We start from the raw sequence: 19,690 nt of genomic DNA, 5'->3' as shown, positions 1-19,690 counted from the left end.
GGTGAAAATCAGCCGCCGAACATGCCGAGCAGCTTGTTCTTCAGCTTTGTCACCCGGCTCTCGTCGGCACTCGCGGCTTGCGTTTCTGCCACTGGCGCGGCTTCGGAAGGGGCTGCGATGGTCGCGGTGGCGACAGGGGCTTCCTTGGCAGCCTTCTCGGCCTCTTTTTCAGCCAGAGCCTGAGCCTTGGCGGCTTCCTTGGCCTGCTTGGCCGCCTCTATGGCAGCCAGTCTCTGCTCTTCGGCCTTCTGCTTGGCGGCCTTTTCGGCGTCGAGGGCGGCCATCTTGCGGCCGGCAGGCGAATCGATGCGGCCCATGCGCGCCGTCTCGGTGACCGAGCCGTCGTTGTTGAGCGACGGCGGATCGATCGGTACGCGCTCACCGCGGGCGCGGCGCTTGGACCAGTCCGAGACGATGCTGGCTTCCTTGATGCCAGCAATGGTCGGCTTGGGCGCCGGCACGCTGGCCTTGACCGCGCCGTTGAACGCCGCGTCGTAGGTGCTCATATAGGAGTTGTAGGCGCTTTTCAGCGAATCAGGTTGCGTCGTCGCCGGGCAGGCGCCGGTCGGATCGAACGTTTCGCCGTCGGCGGCAGCCTGGTTGAAAACATAGCGCTTTTCGCAGACGTCGACCTTCGGCGGCACTTTGGTGATCTCGAAATTGTCGTAGCCGACCTTCAGCATCTTCCAGAAGTCGTAGTTCGGGTCGTTGCGGTAGCGCGCCATGTTGGCGGCGGTCATGCGGAACGGAAACGCCTGGATCTGGAACTCGGTCTGGCCGCCCTGGAAGGCATCGCGGCCAAAGGCATAGATCTGCTCGATCTGCGCGTCGGTCATCGAATAGCAGCCCGATGACGAACAGGCGCCATGCACCATCAAATTGGAGCCTGTGCGGCCATTGGCGCGATCATAGGCGTTGGGATAGCCGATGTTGAAGGACAGATGGTAGTTCGAGCGCGGATTCATCTGCGCCGGACGCACCGTATAGAAGCCTTCCGGCGCCTGGCGGTCGCCTTCGGTGTATTTAGGCCCGAGTTTGCCCGACCATTTGCAGATGTCGTAGCTGGCGACCATGTCGTAGCGGCCGTTGGTCTTGGCCTTCCAGATTTCGAGCTTGCCCTCTTCCTTGAAGATGCGGGCCATCACCGACGAGGTGCGGACCATGCCCTTGGCCCTCATGTCGGCGAGGATCTTGTCGGGCAGCGGCTTGTTGGCTTCCGGGGCAAAATCCTTCATCGACGAATTGTTGCAGCCGGCCACACCGAGCGCGGCTATCAGCATTCCGGTACGGGCAAGCTTGGCGAACATGGCTACGGATATCGTCTTTTCTCTGGCGCCAGGGCGTTCGCGCCCCGGCTACTGCACTGCACATCGACAGACCCTAAGCCCGTTAACCCTAACAAATTCCTTACCGCAAGTGTCGATGCGTCCCCTGACGGCAGTCCCATTGAGCTGAAAGCAGCGGCATTTTTGTGGCAAAAATGCTCCGTGCCGCCACATTGTGGCGAGCAAGGCTGCCTGCGATCAGAGACTGCGGCCCATTGCCAGGTATTTCTCGCGGCGCTGCTCGCGGAAATCGGTGTTGGCGCCGGCAAAATCCTTCATCGTCCTGGCGATGAGGTCGCCGGTCGCGGCGATCACGGTTTCGGCGCCACGATGCGCGCCGCCGAGCGGCTCGGGAATGATGGCGTCGATGATCTTCAGCTCAAAAAGATCCTGGGCGGTGATCTTCATGTTGGTCGCCGCGTCTTTGGATCGTGTGGTGTCGCGCCACAGGATCGACGCCGCGCCCTCCGGCGAAATCACCGAATATATGGAGTGTTCGAGCATATAGACGCGGTTGGCGGTGGCGATGGCGATGGCGCCGCCCGAGCCGCCTTCGCCGATGACCACCGAGATCGACGGCACCTTGAGGCCAAGGCATGCGGAGGTCGAACGGGCAATGGCTTCGGCCTGGCCGCGCTCCTCGGCGCCGACACCGGGATAGGCGCCGGCGGTGTCGACCAGCGTCAGCAGCGGGATATTGAAGCGGTCGGCGAGTTCCATCAGCCGTACCGCCTTGCGGTAGCCTTCCGGCCGCACCGAGCCGAAATTGTGCTTCAGGCGGCTGGTCGTGTCGGAACCCTTTTCCTGGCCGATGATAGCAACAGGCTCGCCGCGGAAGCGGGCGAAACCGCCGACGATTGCCTGGTCCTCGCCGAAATTGCGGTCGCCGGCCAGCGGCGTGAAATCGTTGAACAGGCCCTTGATGTAATCGACGCAATGCGGCCTGTCGGGATGGCGCGCCACCTGTACCTTCTGCCACGGCGTCAGCGCCTTGTAGGCGTCGCGCAGGGCGTCGCGGGAGCGCTTCTCGAGACGGCTGATCTCGTCGCCGACATCGACCGCCTCGCCATTCTCGGCGAGCTTCTTCAGCTCGAGGATCTTGCCCTCGAGGTCCTGCACCGGCTTTTCGAAATCGAGGTAATTGTACATGCGTGAGCGGACCGATACATCGGAAGGCAATGGCTGACGGAACCCTTGAATCCAAGGCTCCGGGCGGTGAAACGTCGTCCTCACATAGCGATATGAGGCCTAGTCGGCAAGCGGATGATGATCGTTGACCAGCCGCACCAGCCGCTCTTCCAGCACATGGGTGTAAATCTGTGTCGTCGATATGTCGGCATGGCCGAGCAATTGCTGCACGGCCCTGAGATCGGCGCCGTTCTGCAGGAGATGGCTGGCGAAAGCATGGCGCAGCACATGCGGCGAGATCTTCGCCGAGGCGATGCCGGCCCTTGCCGCCAGCCCTTTCAGGTCGCGCGCGAAGACTTGGCGCGAGAGATAGCCGCTGTCCGAGGCGGCCGGAAACAGAAACGGACTGTCGGCAAAGGCTGGAACCTTGGCGCGGGCAGCAAGCCAGGTTTTCATCGCTATGCGCGCCTTGGCCGAGAGCGGCACCATGCGCTCCTTGTCGCCCTTGCCGCGCACCATGAAGAAGCGGTCGTCGCGCTGTGCCACCGTCACCGGCAGGCCGACCAGCTCGGAAACGCGCAGGCCGGTGGCATAAAGCACCTCGACCAGCGCATGCAGGCGCAGCGCCGCCAGCCACTCACCGTCGCCAAGCCCTGAATCGCCGGCCTCAAGTGCTGCGCGGTCGATCAGCCGGCCGGTGTCGGCCTCGCTCATCGTCTTGGGCAGCGGGCGGCCTTTTTTCGGGCTGTCCAACGTGCCGGTCGGATCATCGCCGCGCAGGCCTTCGGCGTAGAGGAATTTGAAGAACTGGCGGATCGCCGACAGTTTGCGCGCCTGCGACGTGGCGGCAAAGCCGCGCGCGGCGACGTCGTCGAGATAGGCGCGGATATCGGCGGCTGCCGCACCGGCGAGCCCGCCATCGATCTCGCCAGAGGCGTCTTCGAGGTCACGGCGGTAGGAGGAAAGCGTGTTTTCGGCGGCACCCCGTTCGGCGCTCATCATTTCCAGGAAGGCTTCGATGCGAGCGGCGCTGTTCATTCAACTTTTCTTGGGATTGAGCTTTTCCGGAGGGATGCGCACGCTCATTTCTCCCTTCTTGGGCTCCACGAACATCACCAGTGCGAACATCGTACCATAGGCAATGCCAGCCAGAATCGCTGCTATCACGACAAAGCGAAACAGTGTCGGCATTAATTTTCGCCCGTCTTCTTGTTCTGCGTTTCCAAACCCTGTCCCCTTATGGGACGCCAATCCGGCCAATTCAAGGAAGAAGCTGAGGCCTGTCAGCAACTTCCGGCGCAGACCTTGCCAGCCCATATCGGGCTCAAGGTGCTTGCCACGCTTGACGCAAACGGGCTTTTCATGTCGATACGCCGGCAAAGAGGGCCCTCGAAACATCCGATGAACGCGCTGCCAGCAAATCCTCCAGACGAGACCCACGCCGCGCTGCTTGGCCGGCTCGGCAGCCGTTCCATCGTTTTTGTCGGGCTGATGGGCGCCGGCAAGACGGCGATCGGCCGCAAGGTGGCGACGATGCTGGCGCTGCCTTTCATCGACAGCGACCAGGAGATCGAGAGCGTCTCGCGCATGACCGTACCGGAGCTGTTCGAGCGTTATGGCGAGACCGAATTCAGGGCGCTAGAGCAGCGCGTCATCCTGCGGGTGCTGGAAAACGGCCCACAAGTGCTGTCGACGGGCGGCGGTGCCTTCATGAACGCGCAGACGCGCGAGGCGATCGCCTCGCACGGCGTGTCGGTGTGGCTGAAGGCCGAGCTCGACCTTCTGATGGATCGCGTCTCCAAGAAGCAGAACCGGCCGCTGTTGAAAAGTGCCGATCCGCGCGCCGTGCTGGAGCGGCTGATGAGCGAGCGCTATCCGGTCTACGCGACATCTGACGTCACCGTGCCGACCCGCGACGACCGCAAGGAGGTCATCGCGACCGAGGTGGTGGATGCGCTGTGCCGGCATTTCGGCATCGATGTGACCGCTGCGACAGGCGAGGTGCGATCATGAGCGCGGATCAGCCAGTCACCGTCGAAGTTGGCCTTGGCGACCGGACCTACGACATCCTGATCGGCTCGGGGCTGCTATCACGCGCCGGTGCGGAGATTTCGCGCCGGCTGCCGGGTACCCGCGCCGCTGTGATCACCGACGCCAATGTCGCTTCAGCGCATCTCGATGCGCTGAAGGCCAGCCTTGAGACGGACGGCATACAGCCCGCCGTGATCACGCTGCCGCCCGGCGAGAAGACCAAGAGCTTTGCTCATCTCGAAGAGGTGGTCGACGGTGTGCTGGCAGCCAGGCTGGAACGCGGCGACATTGTCATCGCTTTTGGCGGCGGCGTTATCGGCGACCTTGCCGGCTTCGCCGCCGGCATCGTGCGGCGCGGCATGAATTTCGTGCAGATCCCGACCTCGCTGCTGGCGCAGGTCGATTCCTCGGTCGGCGGCAAGACCGGCATCAATAGCGCGCGCGGCAAGAACCTTGTCGGCGTCTTCCATCAGCCGAAGCTGGTGCTGGCAGACACCGGAGTGCTCGACACGCTGCCGATCCGCGAATTCCGCGCCGGCTATGCCGAGCTCGCCAAATATGGGCTTATCGACCGGCCGGGATTTTTCGCCTGGCTGGAAGAGAACTGGGGCCAGGTTTTTGCCGGTGGACCGGAGAGGGCGCAGGCCATTGCCGAAGCCTGCCGGGCCAAGGCCGACGTCGTTGCCCGCGACGAGTTCGAGACCGGCGACCGCGCGCTGCTCAATCTCGGCCACACGTTCGGTCACGCGCTGGAAGCCGCCACCCAATATGACGGAACCCGCCTTGTCCATGGCGAAGGCGTCGCTATCGGCATGGCGCTGGCGTACCGGTTCTCGTCGCGGCTCAACCTGGCCAGCCCTGACGACGCGGCGCGCGTCGAGGCGCATCTGCGCGCCGTCGGCCTGCCCTGGCGCATGGCCGATATCCCGGGCGATCTGCCGGGCGCCGAGGCGCTGCTTGCCTTCATCACCCAGGACAAGAAGGTGTCGCGCGGTGCGCTGACCTTCATCCTGACGCGCGGCATCGGCCAGGCCTTCATCGCCAAGGATGTTCCGGCATCGGAAGTGCTGTCGTTCCTGAAAGAGAACCATCCCAGCCAGCAGGAAAGCCGGCTGGGCAAGCAGAAGATGCGGCCGAAATGAACAACGAGACCGGCTGGATCGTCGTCGCTGTCCTTGCCATCCTCATCCTGCTGGTCGTTGCCGTGCGCACGCGCCTGCTTGCCGCTTTTGGTTATGAGCTGTCGCGCATCGAGCCGCAGCGCTCGACCCAGGACGAATTGCGCGGCGCGGTCGACGATTTCCGCCGCGACGGCCAGATAGTGCGCGAGGATCGCGATCGCGTCGGCGGCCTGTTCGATCTCGCCGAGCTTGAAGTCTCCGACATCATGGTCCACCGCACCAACATGCGCTCGGTCAATGCCGACAATGCGCCGGAGGCGGTGGTGCGCGAGATCCTGCAGAGCCCGCATACCCGCATGCCGCTGTGGAAGGGCTCGCTCGACAACATCGTCGGCGTGCTGCACGCCAAGGATCTGCTGCGCGCCTTGAACGAAGTCGGCAACGACTTCTCCAGGATCGACGTGATGAAGATTGCCTCGAAACCTTGGTTCGTGCCCGACACCACGACATTGCAGGAACAGCTCAACGCCTTCCTGCGCCGCAAGGCGCATTTCGCCGTCGTCGTCGACGAATATGGCGAGGTCGAAGGGCTGGTGACGCTGGAGGACATCATCGAGGAAATCGTCGGCGAGATCGCCGACGAGCATGATGTCGACATCCAGGGCGTCAAGCAGGAGGCTGACGGTTCCGTCGTCGTCGACGGCACGGTGCCGATCCGCGACCTGAACCGGGCGCTCGACTGGAACCTGCCGGATGAGGAGGCCACCACCATTGCCGGCCTCGTCATCCACGAGACGCAGTCGATCCCCGAGGAGAAGCAGGCTTTCACGTTCCACGGCAAGCGCTTCACCGTCATGAAGCGCGACAAGAACCGGATTGCCAGGCTGAGGATCAGGCCAGCCGGCGACGCTTAAAACGCTGCGCACTTTTTGGCGCCATGAGACCAGCGCAGCTAAGGAGTCTCATTCTGCGATCTGGCTCGTCGAGCGTTCGTGGATAGCCGCGCCCGTCTCAGCGTCGACGGCCGCCAGGCTGACCTCATAACCCCAAAGCCTGCGGATGTGACGAAGCGTGGCATCGCGGCTGGCATCCTCGAGAAGGATGCCATCATTGACCTTGTGCTGCAGCCTCAAATGCCGGTCGCCGAGCAGATCGACATCCATTACTTGGATGTCCGGTTGGTTCGCGCCGATCTCGTAGCTGTGGGCAAGCGCGGCGCGGATCTTGGCATAGCCGCGTTCGTTGTGGATCGAGGCGACCTGGCAATGCGGTTGTTCGGCAACGTCACCGAGCACAAAGAACCGCCATTTCCGGATCAAGGTCGGACTGAGATACTGGCGGATGAAGGACTCGTCCCGGTGATCCGCCCAGGCATCGAGCAGGACCTCAAGCCAGTTGCCGTGACCGGCGATGTCGGGAAACCATTCCCGGTCTTCCGCCGTCGGCTCGGTCGAGATGCGCTTAATGTCCTGCATCATATCGAGGCCGAGAGCGTAGGGGTTGATGCCGGAAAAGCGCGGATCGTCGTATGCCGGCTGGAAGACCACGTTGGAATGATTCCGCAGGATTTCGAGCATGGCGCCTTCGCTGATCTGGCCGCGATCGAACAGCATGTTCATCAGCGTATAGTGGACGAAAGTGGCGCAGCCCTCGTTCATCACCTGTGTTTGCCGTTGAGGGTAAAAATATTGTGCTATGACACGAACGATCCTGATCACCTCACGCTGCCAAGGCTCCAGGATCAGGCTGTTCTTTTCCAGGAAATAAAGCAGGTTTTCCTCGGGCAGGTTGAGCGATTTCTTCCGCTCCGGCTCGTCGTGTCCCTTGTCGTTGGCCGTTCGCTGCGACGGCGGCAGCGTGCGCCACAAATCATTATAGGAGTGTTCTTCGTATTCGAGGCGCTCGCGAAGCCCTTCGCGCTGCCGCTCCGACGACAGCTTCGGCGGCCGGTGATAGCGGAACACGCCCTGCGCCATCAGCGCGTGGGCGGAATCAAGAACAGCCTCGACGGCGGCGGGGCCGTGCCGCTCCTCGCAACGGACAATGTAGCCCTTGGCGAAGTCCAGGTAGCTGAGGATCGCCCCTGCGTCCGTCCACTGCTTGAACAACTGGTTGTTCTTGAAGAAATGGTTGTGCCCGAGCGCAGCATGGGCCGTCACCAGGGCCTGCAGGGCCATGGTGTTTTCCTCCATCAGATAAACGATGCAGGGATTGGAATTGATGACCAGTTCATAGGCAAGCCCTCGCCCGCCTTTGCGATAGAGCAGGTCCTGATGGAGGAAATGTTTGCCGAAAGACCAGTGACGATACATCAGTGGCATGCCGACCGATGAATAGGCGTCGAGCATCTGTTGGGAAGAGATGATCTCCATCTGCACGGGGTAGGTTTCGAGATGAAGCTCTTCGACCGCGATTGCCTCGATCGCGTCATAGGTTCGTGACAATGTCTTGAAATCCCAGTCGGACCCCGAAAAAAGCAGGCTGGATTTACTGGCTTGTCTGGCCATCGGAGCCCTCATGCACTCTTGAGGGAAGCCGGCTGTCTGCCGAAGAGTTGGCGAAAGACCGGGTAGATATCGGCGGGCGTGGCAATGCGGCTCATCTGGAAGTTCGGCCATCTCAGGTCGATTTCGCTATAGGCTCGCCATAGCGATGTCCCGTTTTCGGTCGTGCCGAAGATATGGGCTTCACGCTCGTCGATGATCTCGACATAGGCAAAATACTGGCACAGCCGCATGAGCTTGCCGTTGAGCAATGTTATGCATTGCTCGGAATCGCCGGCGAAATTGTCGCCGTCCGAGGCTTGGGCGGCGTAGATGTTCCATTCGTGGGCGGGGTAACGTTCGTCAATAATGCGGTGCATTTCCTCCAGCGCGGTGGAAACGACGGTGCCGCCGCTTTGCGTGTTGTAGAAAAATGTTTCCTCATCGACCTCCTGGGCCAGGTGCGTGTGGCGGATGAAGACGATCTCGATGCGCTCGTAGCGCCGTTTCAAGAACAGGTGCAGCAGTACGAAGAAGCGCTTCGCCAGATCCTTTTCGCGCTCACCCATCGAGCCGGATACATCCATCAGACAGAACATGACGGCATTGGCGTTCGGCACAGGCCGGGGATCGAAGCGGTTGAAGCGGATGTCGACCGGATCGACATAGGCAATCCGCCTGCGCCGCCGTTCCAGCCGGTCAAGCTCTTCGCGCAACGCCGCAATGCGCTGACGCGCCGCTGCGCTGGATGGCACCAACTCGAGCGTGGCGATTTCCTGGAGGATCGCGTCCAACTCCTCCTGCTTGGGACGTCTCAGCGCAATGCGGCGGCCATGGCTGTTGCGCATCGTGCGCACAACATTGATGTTGGTCGGTGAGCCGGTGGCGGCGAAGCCAGCCCGGCGCGACTTGAAGGCAAGGATCTCCTTGAGGTTGAGCTTGACCATATCTGGGAGTTCGAGATCCTCGAAAAAAAGATCGAGCACCTCTTCACGCGACAGCACGAAACGAAAGTCGTCTTCAGATGCCGTATTCCCCGGGGCTCCCGCGCCGCCGCCCCCGCCGGGCTTGGGGATCAGGTCCCCAGGGGAGAAATGCCTGTTGCCCGGCAGGATGTGCTGGCGCCTGCCGCTGTTGCGAGCGTTGTTGAAACTCGGCTCGCCCGTGCCTCTTTCGGGCATGGGCACAGCGTGCTCGGCGTCGGCGTCGGCGATCCTGCCGGTGCGGATCTGATCGCGTATGCTCCGCTTCAGTTCCTCGCGCGCACGCCTGAGAAAGCGCTGGCGATTGCCGAGGCTCTTGTCTTTTGGGTTCAGGCGACGGTCGATGAAGATCGGCATGGAACCATCCGGGCTCTCTCAACCCGCCCTGTTCACCCGCATGTACCAGTCCACAAGGCGACGCACCTGCCGCTGGGTGTAGCCACGCTCGACCATCCGTTGCACGAATTCATTATGCCGTTTTTCCGTCACGCTATCCTGCTTGGAGCCGAAGCTGATCACCGGCAGGAGGTCCTCGACCTGGCCGAACATGCGCTTCTCGATGACTTCGCGCAGCTTTTCGTAACTTGTCCACGCCGGGTTGCGGCCGTGATTTCTTGCACGGGCGCGCAAGGTGAACTTCACCACCTCGTTGCGGAAGTCCTTGGGATTGGCGATGCCGGCCGGCTTTTCGACCTGCGACAGCTCATTGTCCAAAACCTCGCGGTTGAGGATCTGGCCGGTGTCGGGATCCTTGTAGTCCTGATCCTCGATCCAGGCATCGGCATAAGCGATGTAGCGATCGAAAAGGTTCTGGCCATACTCGCTGTACGATTCCAGATAGGCCTTCTGGATTTCGTGGCCGATGAACTCGGCATACCGGGCCGCCAGCTCGGACTTGATGAACTCCAGATAGTCCGCTTCCGTCTCCTTCGGAAACTGTTCGCGCTTGATTGCCTCCTCCAGGATGTACATGAGATGTACAGGGTCGGCGGCCACCTCCTCGGTGTCATAGTTGAAGGTCTGCGACAGGATCTTGAAGGCAAAGCGCGTGCTGACGCCGGCCATGCCCTCGTCGACGCCGGCGGCATCGCGATATTCCTGAACCGGTTTCGCCTTGGTGTCGACGTCCTTCAGGTTCTCGCCGTCATAGGCACGCATCTTGGTGTAGAGCGGCGAATTGTCGTGCTTGGCCAAGCGGGTCGAGACGGTAAAGCGGCTGAGGATGTCCAGCACCTCAGGGGCACAGGCACTGGTGGCCAATTCGCTCTCCCGCAGCAGCTTTTCGTAGATATGTCTTTCTTCGGTTGTCCGCAGACAATACGGCACCTTGACCACTAGGATGCGATCGAGAAAAGCCTCGTTGTTCTTGTTGTTCTTGAACTGCTGCCATTCCGATTCGTTGGAATGGGCCACGATGATGCCTTGATAGGGGAAGGCGCCGAAATTCTCGGTGCCGTTGTAGCTGCCCTCCTGGGTCGCGGTCAGCAGCGGATGCAGGACCTTGATGGGCGCCTTGAACATTTCGACGAATTCGAGCAGGCCCTGTGTGGTCCGGTTCAGTCCTCCGCTGTAGGAATAGGCGTCCGGATCGGACTGGCTGAAATTTTCCAATTGCCTGATGTCGACCTTGCCGACCAGGGCCGAGACATCCTGGTTGTTCTCGTCGCCAGGCTCCGTCTTGGTGATGCCGATCTGGCGCAGCCGCGAAGGCTTCAACTCGACCACGCTGAATTTGGAAATGTCGCCGGACAATTCATCAAGCCGCTTGGCCGCCCAAGGCGAGATAAGCCCGTTGAGACGGCGCCGGGCTATCCCGTATTTGTCTTCCAGCAGGTCGCCCATGCGATCGGGATTGAAAAGGCCGAGCGGCGATTCGAAAACCGGACTGATCTGGTTGCCGGCCTTCAGCGTGTAAATCGGGCGTTCCTCCATCAGTCTCTTCAGCCGTTCGGCCAGAGAGGATTTGCCGCCGCCGACAGGGCCGAGGAGGTAGAGGATCTGCTTGCGCTCCTCGAGCCCCTGGGAGGCATAGCGGAAATATCCGGCGATGCGCTCGATCGTATCCTCCATGCCGTAGAAGTCGGAGAAAGAGGGATAGATCTTGACGGTGCGGTTCGAGAAAATGCGGCCGAGTCGCTCATCCTTGCTGGTGTCGACCAGGTTCGGCTCGCCGATTGCCTCGACCATCCGTTCAGGCGCCGAGGCATACATCGATTTGTCCTCTCGGCAGGCAAGAAGGTACTGCTGGAGGCTGATTTCTTCCTGGGCCGCGTTCGCATAAATCTCCGAAAAAAGATCGAAGACGTCGGACTGATTCTCACGCATGATATTCCGCCCTCAAAGCCGTTCTGGCTGCCGGATGGCTCTCAATCTATTCAACTACCGGGGGTGCATTGTGGTTCCCTTCACATGAAGGAGAGAACGTGCGCCTGGCATCGACCCGGGACAGCACCCCATGTGATTAGAATGCGTATCCAATAACTTAGGGGGTGATGGACAGATGAGGCCGTCAAGGACAAATATTGATTTCGTGAACTGAACCGAGAGCGTGCATTTGATGCGGTGAGAGCTGTCGCCCGATGCGGGTTCGATGGGGCAGTTCGATCGCGTTCGGATCGAGGATCGATCGCCGAACCAGATTTTTGGATATTGCCGATCCTTAACTGGACGCTCGTGGCGTGCGCGGGCACTCTTGGCCGACACGGTCGGGAGACCACGATGATCGATCGACGAAGCCTCATTCTGGCTTCCGTGGCGGCGATGCTGCCACTGGGAGCATCGGCTGCGTGGCGGCAACGCCAACCAGCGCCAAAAACTTTCGATTACGGGCCGGCCAAACTCGACATCTATGCCCCCGATGGTGCAACCGGCCTGCCGGTCGTGTTTTTCGTCCATGGCGGCACCTGGCAGTTCGGCAAACGCAGCCAGGTCAACGCCAAACCGGCCTTCCTGCTGGCCAATGGCTTCTGCTTCGTCTCCATCGATTACCGCATGTTGCCTGAGGCCGATGTCGCCACCCAGGCCGGCGACGTCGAAAAGGCCTATGGCTATATCAGGGCCAACATCGCCCGGCATGGCGGCGACCCCAACCGCATTGTGGGCATGGGCCATTCGGCCGGCTGCCATCTGATTGCGCTGACCGGCATGCGCGGTGGACTGCCCGGCGTCGCTGCCCTGCTTCTCGATGATACAAGGGCCTACGACCTTGTAGCGCTTGCCAGGAATGGCGGCATGGTGCGGGCCTATGCGCGGGTCTTTTCCGACCCTACGCAATGGGCGGCACTATCGCCCATCAGCTATGTCGACGGCCGCAAGCATCCGCCGACCTTCATCGCCTATTCGCGGGCGCCTGGCCGTGGCGAAGCCTCCAAGGCCTTTGCCAAGCGCCTGCGCGCCACCGGCACCAGGGTTACGCTGTTCGACGGCAGCGCCTATACGCACATGTCGATCAATCGCGATTTCGGCGACGACGGCGATGCGCTGACCGCTGTCGCGCTGGCATTCTTGAAATCGACGGTCGGCTGATCGAAGCTCGTGCGTTAGCTACTGGATCAGACCAAAAGCACTGGCGGGATATTGCCGTGCGGGCGCCCGCAGGTGCATTGCTCTATCTGTTTGTTTTGGCGCAATTCCCAAGGGAAAGCGCTATGCGCTTTTCCCGGGAAAACAGCTTAACACTTTTCCTGGAATTGCTCCTCGATCGTCAACAGGAGAGAATTGCATGAACGGAGCCGATGTCCTGTGTGACGTGCTTCTGGCCAATGATGTGACGGTCTGCTTCGCCAATCCCGGCACCTCAGAAATGCATTTCGTTGCAGCGCTTGACCGCAAACCGCGGATGCGTTGCGTGCTCGGCCTGTTCGAGGGTGTGGTGACCGGGGCTGCCGATGGCTATGCCCGGATGACCGATCGCCCGGCCGCGACGCTGCTGCATACCGGTCCCGGCCTGGCCAATGGTCTCGCCAACATGCACAATGCGCGGCGTGCGCTCAGCCCGATGATCAACATCGTCGGCGACCATGCCTCCTACCATTTGCCGCTCGATGCTCCGCTCACAAGCGATATCGAAGGCCTTGCTACACCGATGTCGAACTGGGTCTGCCGCATCGGCGGCCCAGACGATGTCGCGCCGGCGACCGAGGCGGCCTTGCGCGCATCGTTGACGCCTCCCAGTGTCGCGACGCTGATCCTGCCGGCTGATGCCGCCTGGGGCGAAGTTGGAGCGGTTTCGGTCGGCAAGGTGAGGCTGGCACCGCCGCCCGCCGTCGACATGGACGCGGTGCGCACGGTCGCCGCGGCGATCCGTGCGGCTCCAGGTCGGGCCGGCATGATCGTACGTGGGAAGGCCGCACGAGCCGATGGGCTTGCCGTCGCCGGGCAGATTTCCACGGGCAGCGATGTCCGTCTTTTCAGCGATGTCCTGATCGCCCGAATGCAACGCGGACGCGGACGTGTCGCGCCGACCCGCATCCCCTATCCGGTCGATGCGGCGACGGTTGTGCTCGGGAATATCGACGTTCTGATCCTGGTCGGCGCGAAGGAACCGGTTGCCTTCTTCGCCTACCCGGGAAAGCCCGGGCGGCTTGTCCGTGAGGGGTGCCAGGTGCTGACGCTGGCCGCCCATGGCAACGATCTGCATGCGGCGCTGGAGGCGCTGCGCGACGAACTCGGCATAAAGCCGGCGCAACAACAGGTGTTCGCGACCGCCTTTCCCGACGAGGCAACGCCGAACGGCAAGCTGACGGAAGATGCCATCGCATTGTCGGTGGCGCGAAAGCTTCCCGTGGAAGCGATCGTCTGCGATGAAGCGATCACCTCGGCGCTGCGTTTCTTCGCGCTGTCGGCCTTTGCCGCGCCGCACGACTACATGATGGGCACAGGCGGATCGATCGGCGGAGGCATCCCGATGGCGACGGGGGCGGCGATCGCCTGTCCGGACCGCAAGGTGATCAATCTCGAAGCCGACGGCAGCGGCATGTACTCGGTGCAGGGGCTGTGGACCCAGGCCAGAGAGAATCTCGATGTGGTGACGATCGTGTTTGCCAACCGGACCTATGCGATCCTGCATGGCGAGATGAAGAATGTCGGTGTCGAGGCGATCGGCGAGAACGCCAGGCGCATGCTGGACCTCGACCATCCGCCGCTCGACTGGGTGTCGCTGGCCAAAGGCATGGGCGTGGAGGCGGCCCGCGCCGATACGTGCGAGCGGTTCGACGCGCTGCTGGACAGCGCCTTGTCACGGCGCGGGCCGTTCCTCATCGAAGCGGTGCTCTGAGCGCGGCTTAACCGACCTACCAGCGGGTCTTCTCGCCGGGAGCCGCCGGTTCGATCGCCAGCGCATGCACACCGGCCTTCAACTCGTCGGCAAGCAGTTCGTTGACGGCGCGGTGGCGGTCGATGCGGCTCATGCCGGCAAAGGCGGAAGCGACGACGCGGACGCGAAAATGCGTCTCGCCGGTGCCGTCATAGGTGCCGTGATGGTCGGAGCCGTTGTGGTGATGGCCGGCATGGAGATGGCTCTCGTTGATGATGACCAACCGGTCCGGCGAAAATGCCTTGTTGAGCTTGTCTTCCATGGTCTTCTGTATGGACATCGCCGTCTCCCTTCACCACATATGGCTGGCACATCAGCCTTGAAACCGAAAATCGGTCTTCGAAAAAGCCGCTGCCGCGCAACAAAATCCGCCATTCGCCTGCTTTATGCCGCGATTCAGCGGTTAGGGCGATCATCGCGAAAATGTCAATTCTTGTTTCGCATCTGCGAACGCCCCATAAATGGGTGAAATGAAGCCGTACCCCAAATATTTCGAGAAGATTCGCGTCCGCCCCGACAAGGACGCGGAGCTGAAGTCGCACTCGCCGATCTGCCAGTGGGACGGCTGCAAGGAGGCGGGCACCCATCGCGCGCCGGTCGGGCGCATGAAGGAGGGCGAGTATTTCCGTTTCTGCTTCGACCATGTGCGCGAGTACAACAAGGGCTTCAACTATTTCTCCGGCGTGCCGGACACCGAGGTCGCGCGCTTCCAGAAGGAAGCGATGACCGGCCATCGGCCGACCTGGAAGATGGGCGCCACCGGCCCCTCGACGCGATCGTCGCCCGATATGGCCCAGATGCGCTCCGGCCGTGCCGGCTACTACAACCGCATGCGCGACCCGTTCGACCTGTTCAAAGGGCCAAAGGATCCGCGCGAGGCGCGCGAGCGCAAGGCCAAGCCGCTTGAGGCCAAGGCGCTGGAAACGCTTGGCCTTGATACAAAGGCGACTGGCAAGGAGATCAAGGCGCGCTATAAGGAACTGGTGAAACTCCACCATCCGGATGCGAATGGTGGCGACAGAGGTTCGGAAGACCGGTTCCGCGATGTGCTGCAGGCCTATCGCGTGCTCAAACAGGCGGGCCTGTGCTGAGCGACCTTTCGGTCGGGGCATTTTTCCAACTTTCATAAGATTGGATCTCTAAGACCGCCCCCGAACAAAATCGATTGCCGGCGAAATCAGGCTTTTCGCCCGTGGAGACGTTGAGAGATATGAACAAGGTCGATCGCGACATCGCCAACCTGCCCGACACGACGGTGTCGGTGAAGGAGAAATTCGGTTTCGACTCCAAGATGGTGGTGCCGGCCTATTCGGTAACATCAGAGCATGTGCCCGACATCGATCCGGACTATCTGTTCGACAAGAACACGACGATGGCGATCCTGGCAGGCTTTGCCTACAACCGCCGCGTCATGGTGTCGGGCTATCACGGCACCGGCAAATCGACCCATATCGAACAGGTTGCCGCCCGCCTCAATTGGCCCTGTGTGCGCGTCAACCTCGACAGCCATGTCAGCCGTATCGATCTCGTCGGCAAGGATGCGATCGTCGTCAAGGACGGCTTGCAGATCACCGAATTTCGCGACGGCATCCTGCCCTGGGCCTACCAGCACAATGTCGCGCTGTGCTTCGACGAGTATGATGCCGGCCGTCCGGACGTGATGTTCGTCATCCAGCGCGTGCTGGAATCGTCGGGCCGGCTGACGCTGCTCGACCAGAGCCGTGTCATTCGCCCGCATCCGGCGTTCCGGCTGTTCTCGACCGCCAACACGGTTGGCTTGGGTGATACCACCGGTCTCTATCACGGCACGCAGCAGATCAACCAGGCGCAGATGGACCGTTGGTCGATCGTCACCACGCTGAACTACCTGCCGCACGACAACGAAGTCGCCATCGTGCTGGCCAAGGCCAAGCACTATCGCGACGCCAAGGGCAAAGAGATCGTCAACAAGATGGTGCGTGTCGCCGACATGACGCGTTCGGCCTTCATCAATGGCGATTTGTCGACCGTGATGAGCCCGCGCACTGTCATCACCTGGGCCGAGAATGCCGAGATCTTCGGCAATATAGGCATGGCGTTCCGGCTGACCTTCCTCAACAAATGCGACGAGCTCGAGCGCTCGCTGGTGGCCGAGTTCTACCAGCGCGCCTTCGGCGAGGATCTGCCCGAGAGCGCCGCCAACGTGGTGCTGGGGTAAGCAGAGCCTCGATGGCGGGTCCGGGCGACAACACGCGCAACAAGTCGAAGACGGGGTCTGAAGCCGACAGCTTCAAGCGCGCCGTCACCGTCTGCATGCGCGCCATCGCCGGCGACAAGGAACTCGAGGTCGGTTTCGTCAAAGATAGGCCCGCACTTGCGGGCAGCCGCGCGCGCTTGCCCGAACTGCCGAAGAAGGCGTCGAAGACCGACATTGCCATCACCCGCGGGCTTGGCGATTCCATGGCGCTGAAGCGCGCCTGCCACGACGTGCGCATCCACACCAAGCTGGCACCGGAGGGCAAGGCGGCCCGCGCCATCTATGACGCGGTCGAGCAGGCCCGCGTCGAGGCGATCGGCTCACGCGCCATGCAAGGCGTCGCCGACAATATCGGCTCGATGCTTGAGGACAAATACGCCAAGGCCAACCTCGTCGACGTCAAGGACAAGGCCGACGCGCCGATCGAGGAAGCTCTTGCCCTGATGGTGCGCGAGAAGCTGACCGGCCGGCCGATCCCGAAAAGCGGCGAGCGGCTGGTCGAACTCTGGCGGCCCTGGGTCGAGGAAAAGGCCAAGGCCGACCTCGACGGATTGTCGGCAAAGCTCGGTGACCAGCAGGCCTTCGCCCGCGTCGTGCGCGAGATGCTCGCCTCCATGGAAATGGCCGAGGAACTCGGCGATGACCAGGAGACGGAAGACTCCGAGGACAATGACGAAAACCAGCCGCAAGGCGAGGAGCAGAGCGAGGAGGGCGGCGAAGAGGATTCCGGTTCCGAGCAGTCGCAATCCGAAGATGCCGAGGCGTCGGCCGATGACGAGCAGTCGGCCGAGACCGAAGCCTCCGACGCCACAGCCGACGACCTGTCCGACGATGACGATGCGGACGCCGAGACACCCGGCGAGGCGCGCCGCAACGACAATCCCTTCACCAATCTGCCGAAGGAAATCGACTACAAGGTCTTCACCACCGCCTTCGACGAGACGGTCGGCGCCGAGGAGCTTTGCGAAGAGGAAGAACTCGACCGGCTGCGCGCCTTCCTCGACAAGCAGCTTGCCAATCTGTCCGGCGTCGTCGGCCGCCTGGCCAACCGACTGCAGCGCCGGCTGATGGCGCAGCAGAACCGCTCCTGGGATTTCGACCTGGAAGAGGGTTACCTCGACCCGGCACGGCTGGTGCGCGTCGTCATCGATCCGATGCAGCCGCTGTCGTTCAAGCAGGAGCGCGACACCAAATTCCGCGACACGGTGGTGACGCTGGTGCTCGACAATTCGGGCTCGATGCGCGGCCGGCCGATCACGGTCGCCGCCACCTGCGCCGACATATTGGCGCGCACGCTGGAGCGTTGCGGCGTCTCGGTCGAGATCCTCGGCTTCACCACGCGGGCGTGGAAGGGCGGGCAGGCGCGCGAGAAGTGGCTGAAGGACGGCAAGCCGCCGAATCCCGGCCGGCTCAACGATCTGCGCCACATCATCTACAAATCGGCCGACCACCCATGGCGGCGGGCACGGCGCAATCTCGGCCTGATGATGCGCGAAGGCCTGCTCAAGGAAAACATCGACGGCGAGGCGTTGCTATGGGCGCACAACCGGCTGATTGCCCGGCCCGAACAGCGCAAGATCCTGATGATGATCTCGGACGGCGCGCCGGTCGACGATTCGACGCTGTCGGTCAATCCTGGCAACTATCTCGAGCGTCATCTGCGCGCGGTCATCGAACTGATCGAGACGCGCTCGCCGGTGGAGCTGCTGGCCATCGGCATCGGCCATGACGTCACGCGCTACTACCGCCGTGCCGTCACCATCGTCGATGCCGAGGAACTGGCCGGCGCGATGACCGAGCAGCTGGCTTCGCTGTTCGCCGAGGAGAGCGCGAAGGATACGCGGCGCGGCGGTATGCGGCGCGCCGGATGATCTTTTCGCGCCGCGGCTTTCAGCAGACGCTTTTCGCCGCCATCGCCCTGTTCGCCGGCGCGGCTTCAGCTGCAGCTGGTTCGGCTGATTCCACCTCGGTCGAACCGGTCGAAGTCTCGGCCCGCCCGATTGCCGAATTTCAGATTGGCCATGCCGACAAGCAGTTCGGTACGCTCGAATTCGTCGGCGGGCTGGAGATGACCTCACCAACGCGCGATTTCGGCGCGCTGTCGGCGTTCCGGTTCCTGAAAGCCGGCGGCGAGTTCATCGGCGTTGCCGATACCGGGTTCTGGTTCTTCGGCACGGTGGTTCGCGACGCTGACAAGCGGCCGTCCGGCATTCAGAATTTTCGCATGCAGCAGATGGTCGACGAGACCGGTCGGCCGATCGACAAGAAATGGGAGGTCGATGCGGAAGGTCTCGCGGTCAAAGACGGTGTTGCCACCGTCGGCTTCGAGCGCAACCACCGCGTCGCCCAGTTCAGGATCGACCCCACCGGCATGAAGGCGCCGTTCAGCCAGCTGGATTTCGTGGTTCCGGCCCAGGAATTGCGCCAGAATCGCGGCTTCGAGACCGTCACCCATGCCAATGCCAACGGCCAGCATGAGGGCGGGCTGGTCGTGGTCTCCGAGAAGAGCCTCGACAAGGCCGGCAACATCTATGCCGCCATCATCGAAGGGCCGCGCAAGGGCGTCTTCACCGTCAAGCGCAACGGCGATTTCGACATCACCGACGGTGCCTTCCTGCCGGATGGCGACCTGCTGCTTCTGGAACGCAGTTTTTCGATGGCCAGAGGCGTCAAGATGCGGCTGCGGCGCATCTATGGCGAGAGCGTCGAGAAGGGCGCCGTCGCCGACGGGCCGGTGCTGCTGGAAGCCGACATGGGCTACCAGATCGATAACATGGAAGGGCTCGACGTCTGGACCCGCGACGACGGTGCGCTGATGGTGTCGCTGATTTCCGACGACAACCACTCGATGCTGCAGCGTAACCTCTATCTGGAATTTATTCTGCACCAGGATTGAGTGGTACTCCAGTGCGAACGTGAAGTTGAAGGTCTCAACGGCAGGTTCGATTTGGCGCGGGTTCGATTTGGCCGGACGCCTTCCCCCACTCCGTCCCAGCGCAGCCGCGCCCGCGTGGGGGGCGCCGGTTACCCGTGAGCCCGTGGTGGGGACCCAGATGTCCTGGCGCGTAT

The 19,690-nt window shown here is 62.1% G+C and carries 17 protein-coding genes; 9 read left to right on the top strand and 8 right to left on the bottom strand.

The features are described from left to right. Window positions 1–8: 8 nt before the first annotated feature. From NKI73_RS29695 to NKI73_RS29680, 4 genes are all read right to left on the bottom strand, one after another. The gene (locus NKI73_RS29695) at window positions 9–1,307 is read right to left on the bottom strand and encodes a L,D-transpeptidase family protein (RefSeq protein ID WP_352635115.1); all 1,299 of its coding nucleotides are present in this window, start codon (window positions 1,305–1,307) and stop codon (window positions 9–11) included. Between the two features lie 216 nt (window positions 1,308–1,523). After that, a complete protein-coding gene (locus NKI73_RS29690) occupies window positions 1,524–2,474 on the bottom strand; it encodes an acetyl-CoA carboxylase carboxyltransferase subunit alpha (protein ID WP_352635110.1) in 951 nt (316 codons plus the stop codon). A 99-nt stretch (window positions 2,475–2,573) separates the two neighbouring features. Continuing rightward, a complete protein-coding gene (locus NKI73_RS29685; RefSeq protein ID WP_352635108.1) occupies window positions 2,574–3,491 on the bottom strand; it encodes a site-specific tyrosine recombinase XerD in 918 nt (305 codons plus the stop codon). Further along, on the bottom strand, window positions 3,492–3,644 hold the full coding sequence (locus tag NKI73_RS29680) for a histidine kinase (RefSeq protein ID WP_352635165.1): 153 nt from the start codon (window positions 3,642–3,644) through the stop codon (window positions 3,492–3,494). It abuts the gene before it with no gap. Window positions 3,645–3,854: 210 nt separating this feature from the next. On the opposite strand from NKI73_RS29680, the gene NKI73_RS29675 reads away from it, so the two are divergent. From NKI73_RS29675 to NKI73_RS29665, 3 genes are read left to right on the top strand one after another with little or no spacing between them, the layout of a single operon-like run. Further along, on the top strand, window positions 3,855–4,466 hold the full coding sequence (locus NKI73_RS29675; protein ID WP_352635106.1) for a shikimate kinase: 612 nt from the start codon (window positions 3,855–3,857) through the stop codon (window positions 4,464–4,466). Further along, window positions 4,463–5,626: a 3-dehydroquinate synthase gene (gene aroB, locus NKI73_RS29670; RefSeq protein WP_352635104.1), complete on the top strand. Its 1,164-nt coding sequence runs from the start codon at window positions 4,463–4,465 to the stop codon at window positions 5,624–5,626. The genes NKI73_RS29675 and aroB overlap by 4 nt, the downstream gene beginning before the upstream one ends. Then, window positions 5,623–6,519 carry an HlyC/CorC family transporter gene (locus NKI73_RS29665; RefSeq protein WP_352635101.1) on the top strand — a complete coding sequence of 299 codons (897 nt, stop codon included), beginning with the start codon at window positions 5,623–5,625 and terminating at the stop codon, window positions 6,517–6,519. Before aroB ends, NKI73_RS29665 begins: the two co-directional genes overlap by 4 nt. 48 nt (window positions 6,520–6,567) lie before the next feature. Here NKI73_RS29665 and NKI73_RS29660 read toward each other — a convergent pair whose 3' ends face one another. Genes NKI73_RS29660 through NKI73_RS29650 form a run of 3 tightly spaced genes read right to left on the bottom strand, consistent with a single transcriptional unit; the run spans window position 6,568 to window position 11,396 of the window. Further along, window positions 6,568–8,112, bottom strand: a complete 1,545-nt coding sequence (locus NKI73_RS29660; RefSeq protein WP_352635099.1) for a SpoVR family protein — start codon at window positions 8,110–8,112, stop codon at window positions 6,568–6,570. 8 nt (window positions 8,113–8,120) lie between these two features. Further along, entirely contained in the window at window positions 8,121–9,428 is a 1,308-nt protein-coding gene (locus NKI73_RS29655; RefSeq protein ID WP_352635097.1) for a YeaH/YhbH family protein, read from the bottom strand. Window positions 9,429–9,446: 18 nt separating this feature from the next. Further along, window positions 9,447–11,396 (bottom strand): PrkA family serine protein kinase, encoded by a 1,950-nt coding sequence (locus NKI73_RS29650; RefSeq protein ID WP_352635095.1) that lies wholly within the window; start codon window positions 11,394–11,396, stop codon window positions 9,447–9,449. 393 nt (window positions 11,397–11,789) lie between these two features. Between NKI73_RS29650 and NKI73_RS29645 the strand changes: the two genes are divergently transcribed. Both NKI73_RS29645 and NKI73_RS29640 read left to right on the top strand, forming a co-directional pair. Next, a complete protein-coding gene (locus NKI73_RS29645; protein WP_352635093.1) occupies window positions 11,790–12,596 on the top strand; it encodes an alpha/beta hydrolase in 807 nt (268 codons plus the stop codon). A 196-nt stretch (window positions 12,597–12,792) separates the two neighbouring features. Next, window positions 12,793–14,346 (top strand): acetolactate synthase large subunit, encoded by a 1,554-nt coding sequence (locus NKI73_RS29640; protein WP_352635091.1) that lies wholly within the window; start codon window positions 12,793–12,795, stop codon window positions 14,344–14,346. Window positions 14,347–14,362: 16 nt separating this feature from the next. Here NKI73_RS29640 and NKI73_RS29635 read toward each other — a convergent pair whose 3' ends face one another. Beyond that, window positions 14,363–14,665, bottom strand: a complete 303-nt coding sequence (locus NKI73_RS29635; protein ID WP_352635089.1) for a BolA family protein — start codon at window positions 14,663–14,665, stop codon at window positions 14,363–14,365. Window positions 14,666–14,846: 181 nt separating this feature from the next. Between NKI73_RS29635 and NKI73_RS29630 the strand changes: the two genes are divergently transcribed. The 4 genes from NKI73_RS29630 (at window position 14,847) to NKI73_RS29615 (ending at window position 19,517) form a co-directional block, all read left to right on the top strand. Continuing rightward, complete coding sequence (locus tag NKI73_RS29630; RefSeq protein WP_352635087.1) at window positions 14,847–15,476, top strand: J domain-containing protein; 630 nt, start codon at window positions 14,847–14,849, stop codon at window positions 15,474–15,476. Window positions 15,477–15,595: 119 nt separating this feature from the next. Further along, window positions 15,596–16,582 carry a cobaltochelatase subunit CobS gene (gene cobS, locus NKI73_RS29625; protein ID WP_352635085.1) on the top strand — a complete coding sequence of 329 codons (987 nt, stop codon included), beginning with the start codon at window positions 15,596–15,598 and terminating at the stop codon, window positions 16,580–16,582. 11 nt (window positions 16,583–16,593) lie between these two features. Next, window positions 16,594–18,492 (top strand): cobaltochelatase subunit CobT, encoded by a 1,899-nt coding sequence (gene cobT / locus NKI73_RS29620; RefSeq protein WP_352635083.1) that lies wholly within the window; start codon window positions 16,594–16,596, stop codon window positions 18,490–18,492. Next, complete coding sequence (locus tag NKI73_RS29615; protein ID WP_352635081.1) at window positions 18,489–19,517, top strand: esterase-like activity of phytase family protein; 1,029 nt, start codon at window positions 18,489–18,491, stop codon at window positions 19,515–19,517. The genes cobT and NKI73_RS29615 overlap by 4 nt, the downstream gene beginning before the upstream one ends. Window positions 19,518–19,690: the final 173 nt, after the last annotated feature.

Source organism: Mesorhizobium sp. M0496, assembly GCF_040321205.1.
Classification (GTDB): domain Bacteria; phylum Pseudomonadota; class Alphaproteobacteria; order Rhizobiales; family Rhizobiaceae; genus Mesorhizobium.
The sequence above is the reverse complement of the archived record's forward strand: the minus strand, read 5'-3'. Positions and strand labels throughout refer to the sequence as shown.

Excerpts from the sequence above, each read along its gene's own strand:
- NKI73_RS29630 (WP_352635087.1), top strand. The coding sequence starts at position 14,847 with ATGGGTGAAATGAAGCCGTACCCCAAATATTTCGAGAAGATTCGCGTC.
- NKI73_RS29680 (WP_352635165.1), bottom strand. The coding sequence starts at position 3,644 with ATGCCGACACTGTTTCGCTTTGTCGTGATAGCAGCGATTCTGGCTGGC.
- cobS (WP_352635085.1), top strand. The coding sequence starts at position 15,596 with ATGAACAAGGTCGATCGCGACATCGCCAACCTGCCCGACACGACGGTG.
- NKI73_RS29690 (WP_352635110.1), bottom strand. The coding sequence starts at position 2,474 with ATGTACAATTACCTCGATTTCGAAAAGCCGGTGCAGGACCTCGAGGGC.
- cobT (WP_352635083.1), top strand. The coding sequence starts at position 16,594 with ATGGCGGGTCCGGGCGACAACACGCGCAACAAGTCGAAGACGGGGTCT.
- aroB (WP_352635104.1), top strand. The coding sequence starts at position 4,463 with ATGAGCGCGGATCAGCCAGTCACCGTCGAAGTTGGCCTTGGCGACCGG.
- NKI73_RS29635 (WP_352635089.1), bottom strand. The coding sequence starts at position 14,665 with ATGTCCATACAGAAGACCATGGAAGACAAGCTCAACAAGGCATTTTCG.
- NKI73_RS29695 (WP_352635115.1), bottom strand. The coding sequence starts at position 1,307 with ATGTTCGCCAAGCTTGCCCGTACCGGAATGCTGATAGCCGCGCTCGGT.
- NKI73_RS29655 (WP_352635097.1), bottom strand. The coding sequence starts at position 9,428 with ATGCCGATCTTCATCGACCGTCGCCTGAACCCAAAAGACAAGAGCCTC.
- NKI73_RS29640 (WP_352635091.1), top strand. The coding sequence starts at position 12,793 with ATGAACGGAGCCGATGTCCTGTGTGACGTGCTTCTGGCCAATGATGTG.
- NKI73_RS29615 (WP_352635081.1), top strand. The coding sequence starts at position 18,489 with ATGATCTTTTCGCGCCGCGGCTTTCAGCAGACGCTTTTCGCCGCCATC.
- NKI73_RS29665 (WP_352635101.1), top strand. The coding sequence starts at position 5,623 with ATGAACAACGAGACCGGCTGGATCGTCGTCGCTGTCCTTGCCATCCTC.
- NKI73_RS29685 (WP_352635108.1), bottom strand. The coding sequence starts at position 3,491 with ATGAACAGCGCCGCTCGCATCGAAGCCTTCCTGGAAATGATGAGCGCC.
- NKI73_RS29660 (WP_352635099.1), bottom strand. The coding sequence starts at position 8,112 with ATGGCCAGACAAGCCAGTAAATCCAGCCTGCTTTTTTCGGGGTCCGAC.
- NKI73_RS29675 (WP_352635106.1), top strand. The coding sequence starts at position 3,855 with ATGAACGCGCTGCCAGCAAATCCTCCAGACGAGACCCACGCCGCGCTG.
- NKI73_RS29650 (WP_352635095.1), bottom strand. The coding sequence starts at position 11,396 with ATGCGTGAGAATCAGTCCGACGTCTTCGATCTTTTTTCGGAGATTTAT.
- NKI73_RS29645 (WP_352635093.1), top strand. The coding sequence starts at position 11,790 with ATGATCGATCGACGAAGCCTCATTCTGGCTTCCGTGGCGGCGATGCTG.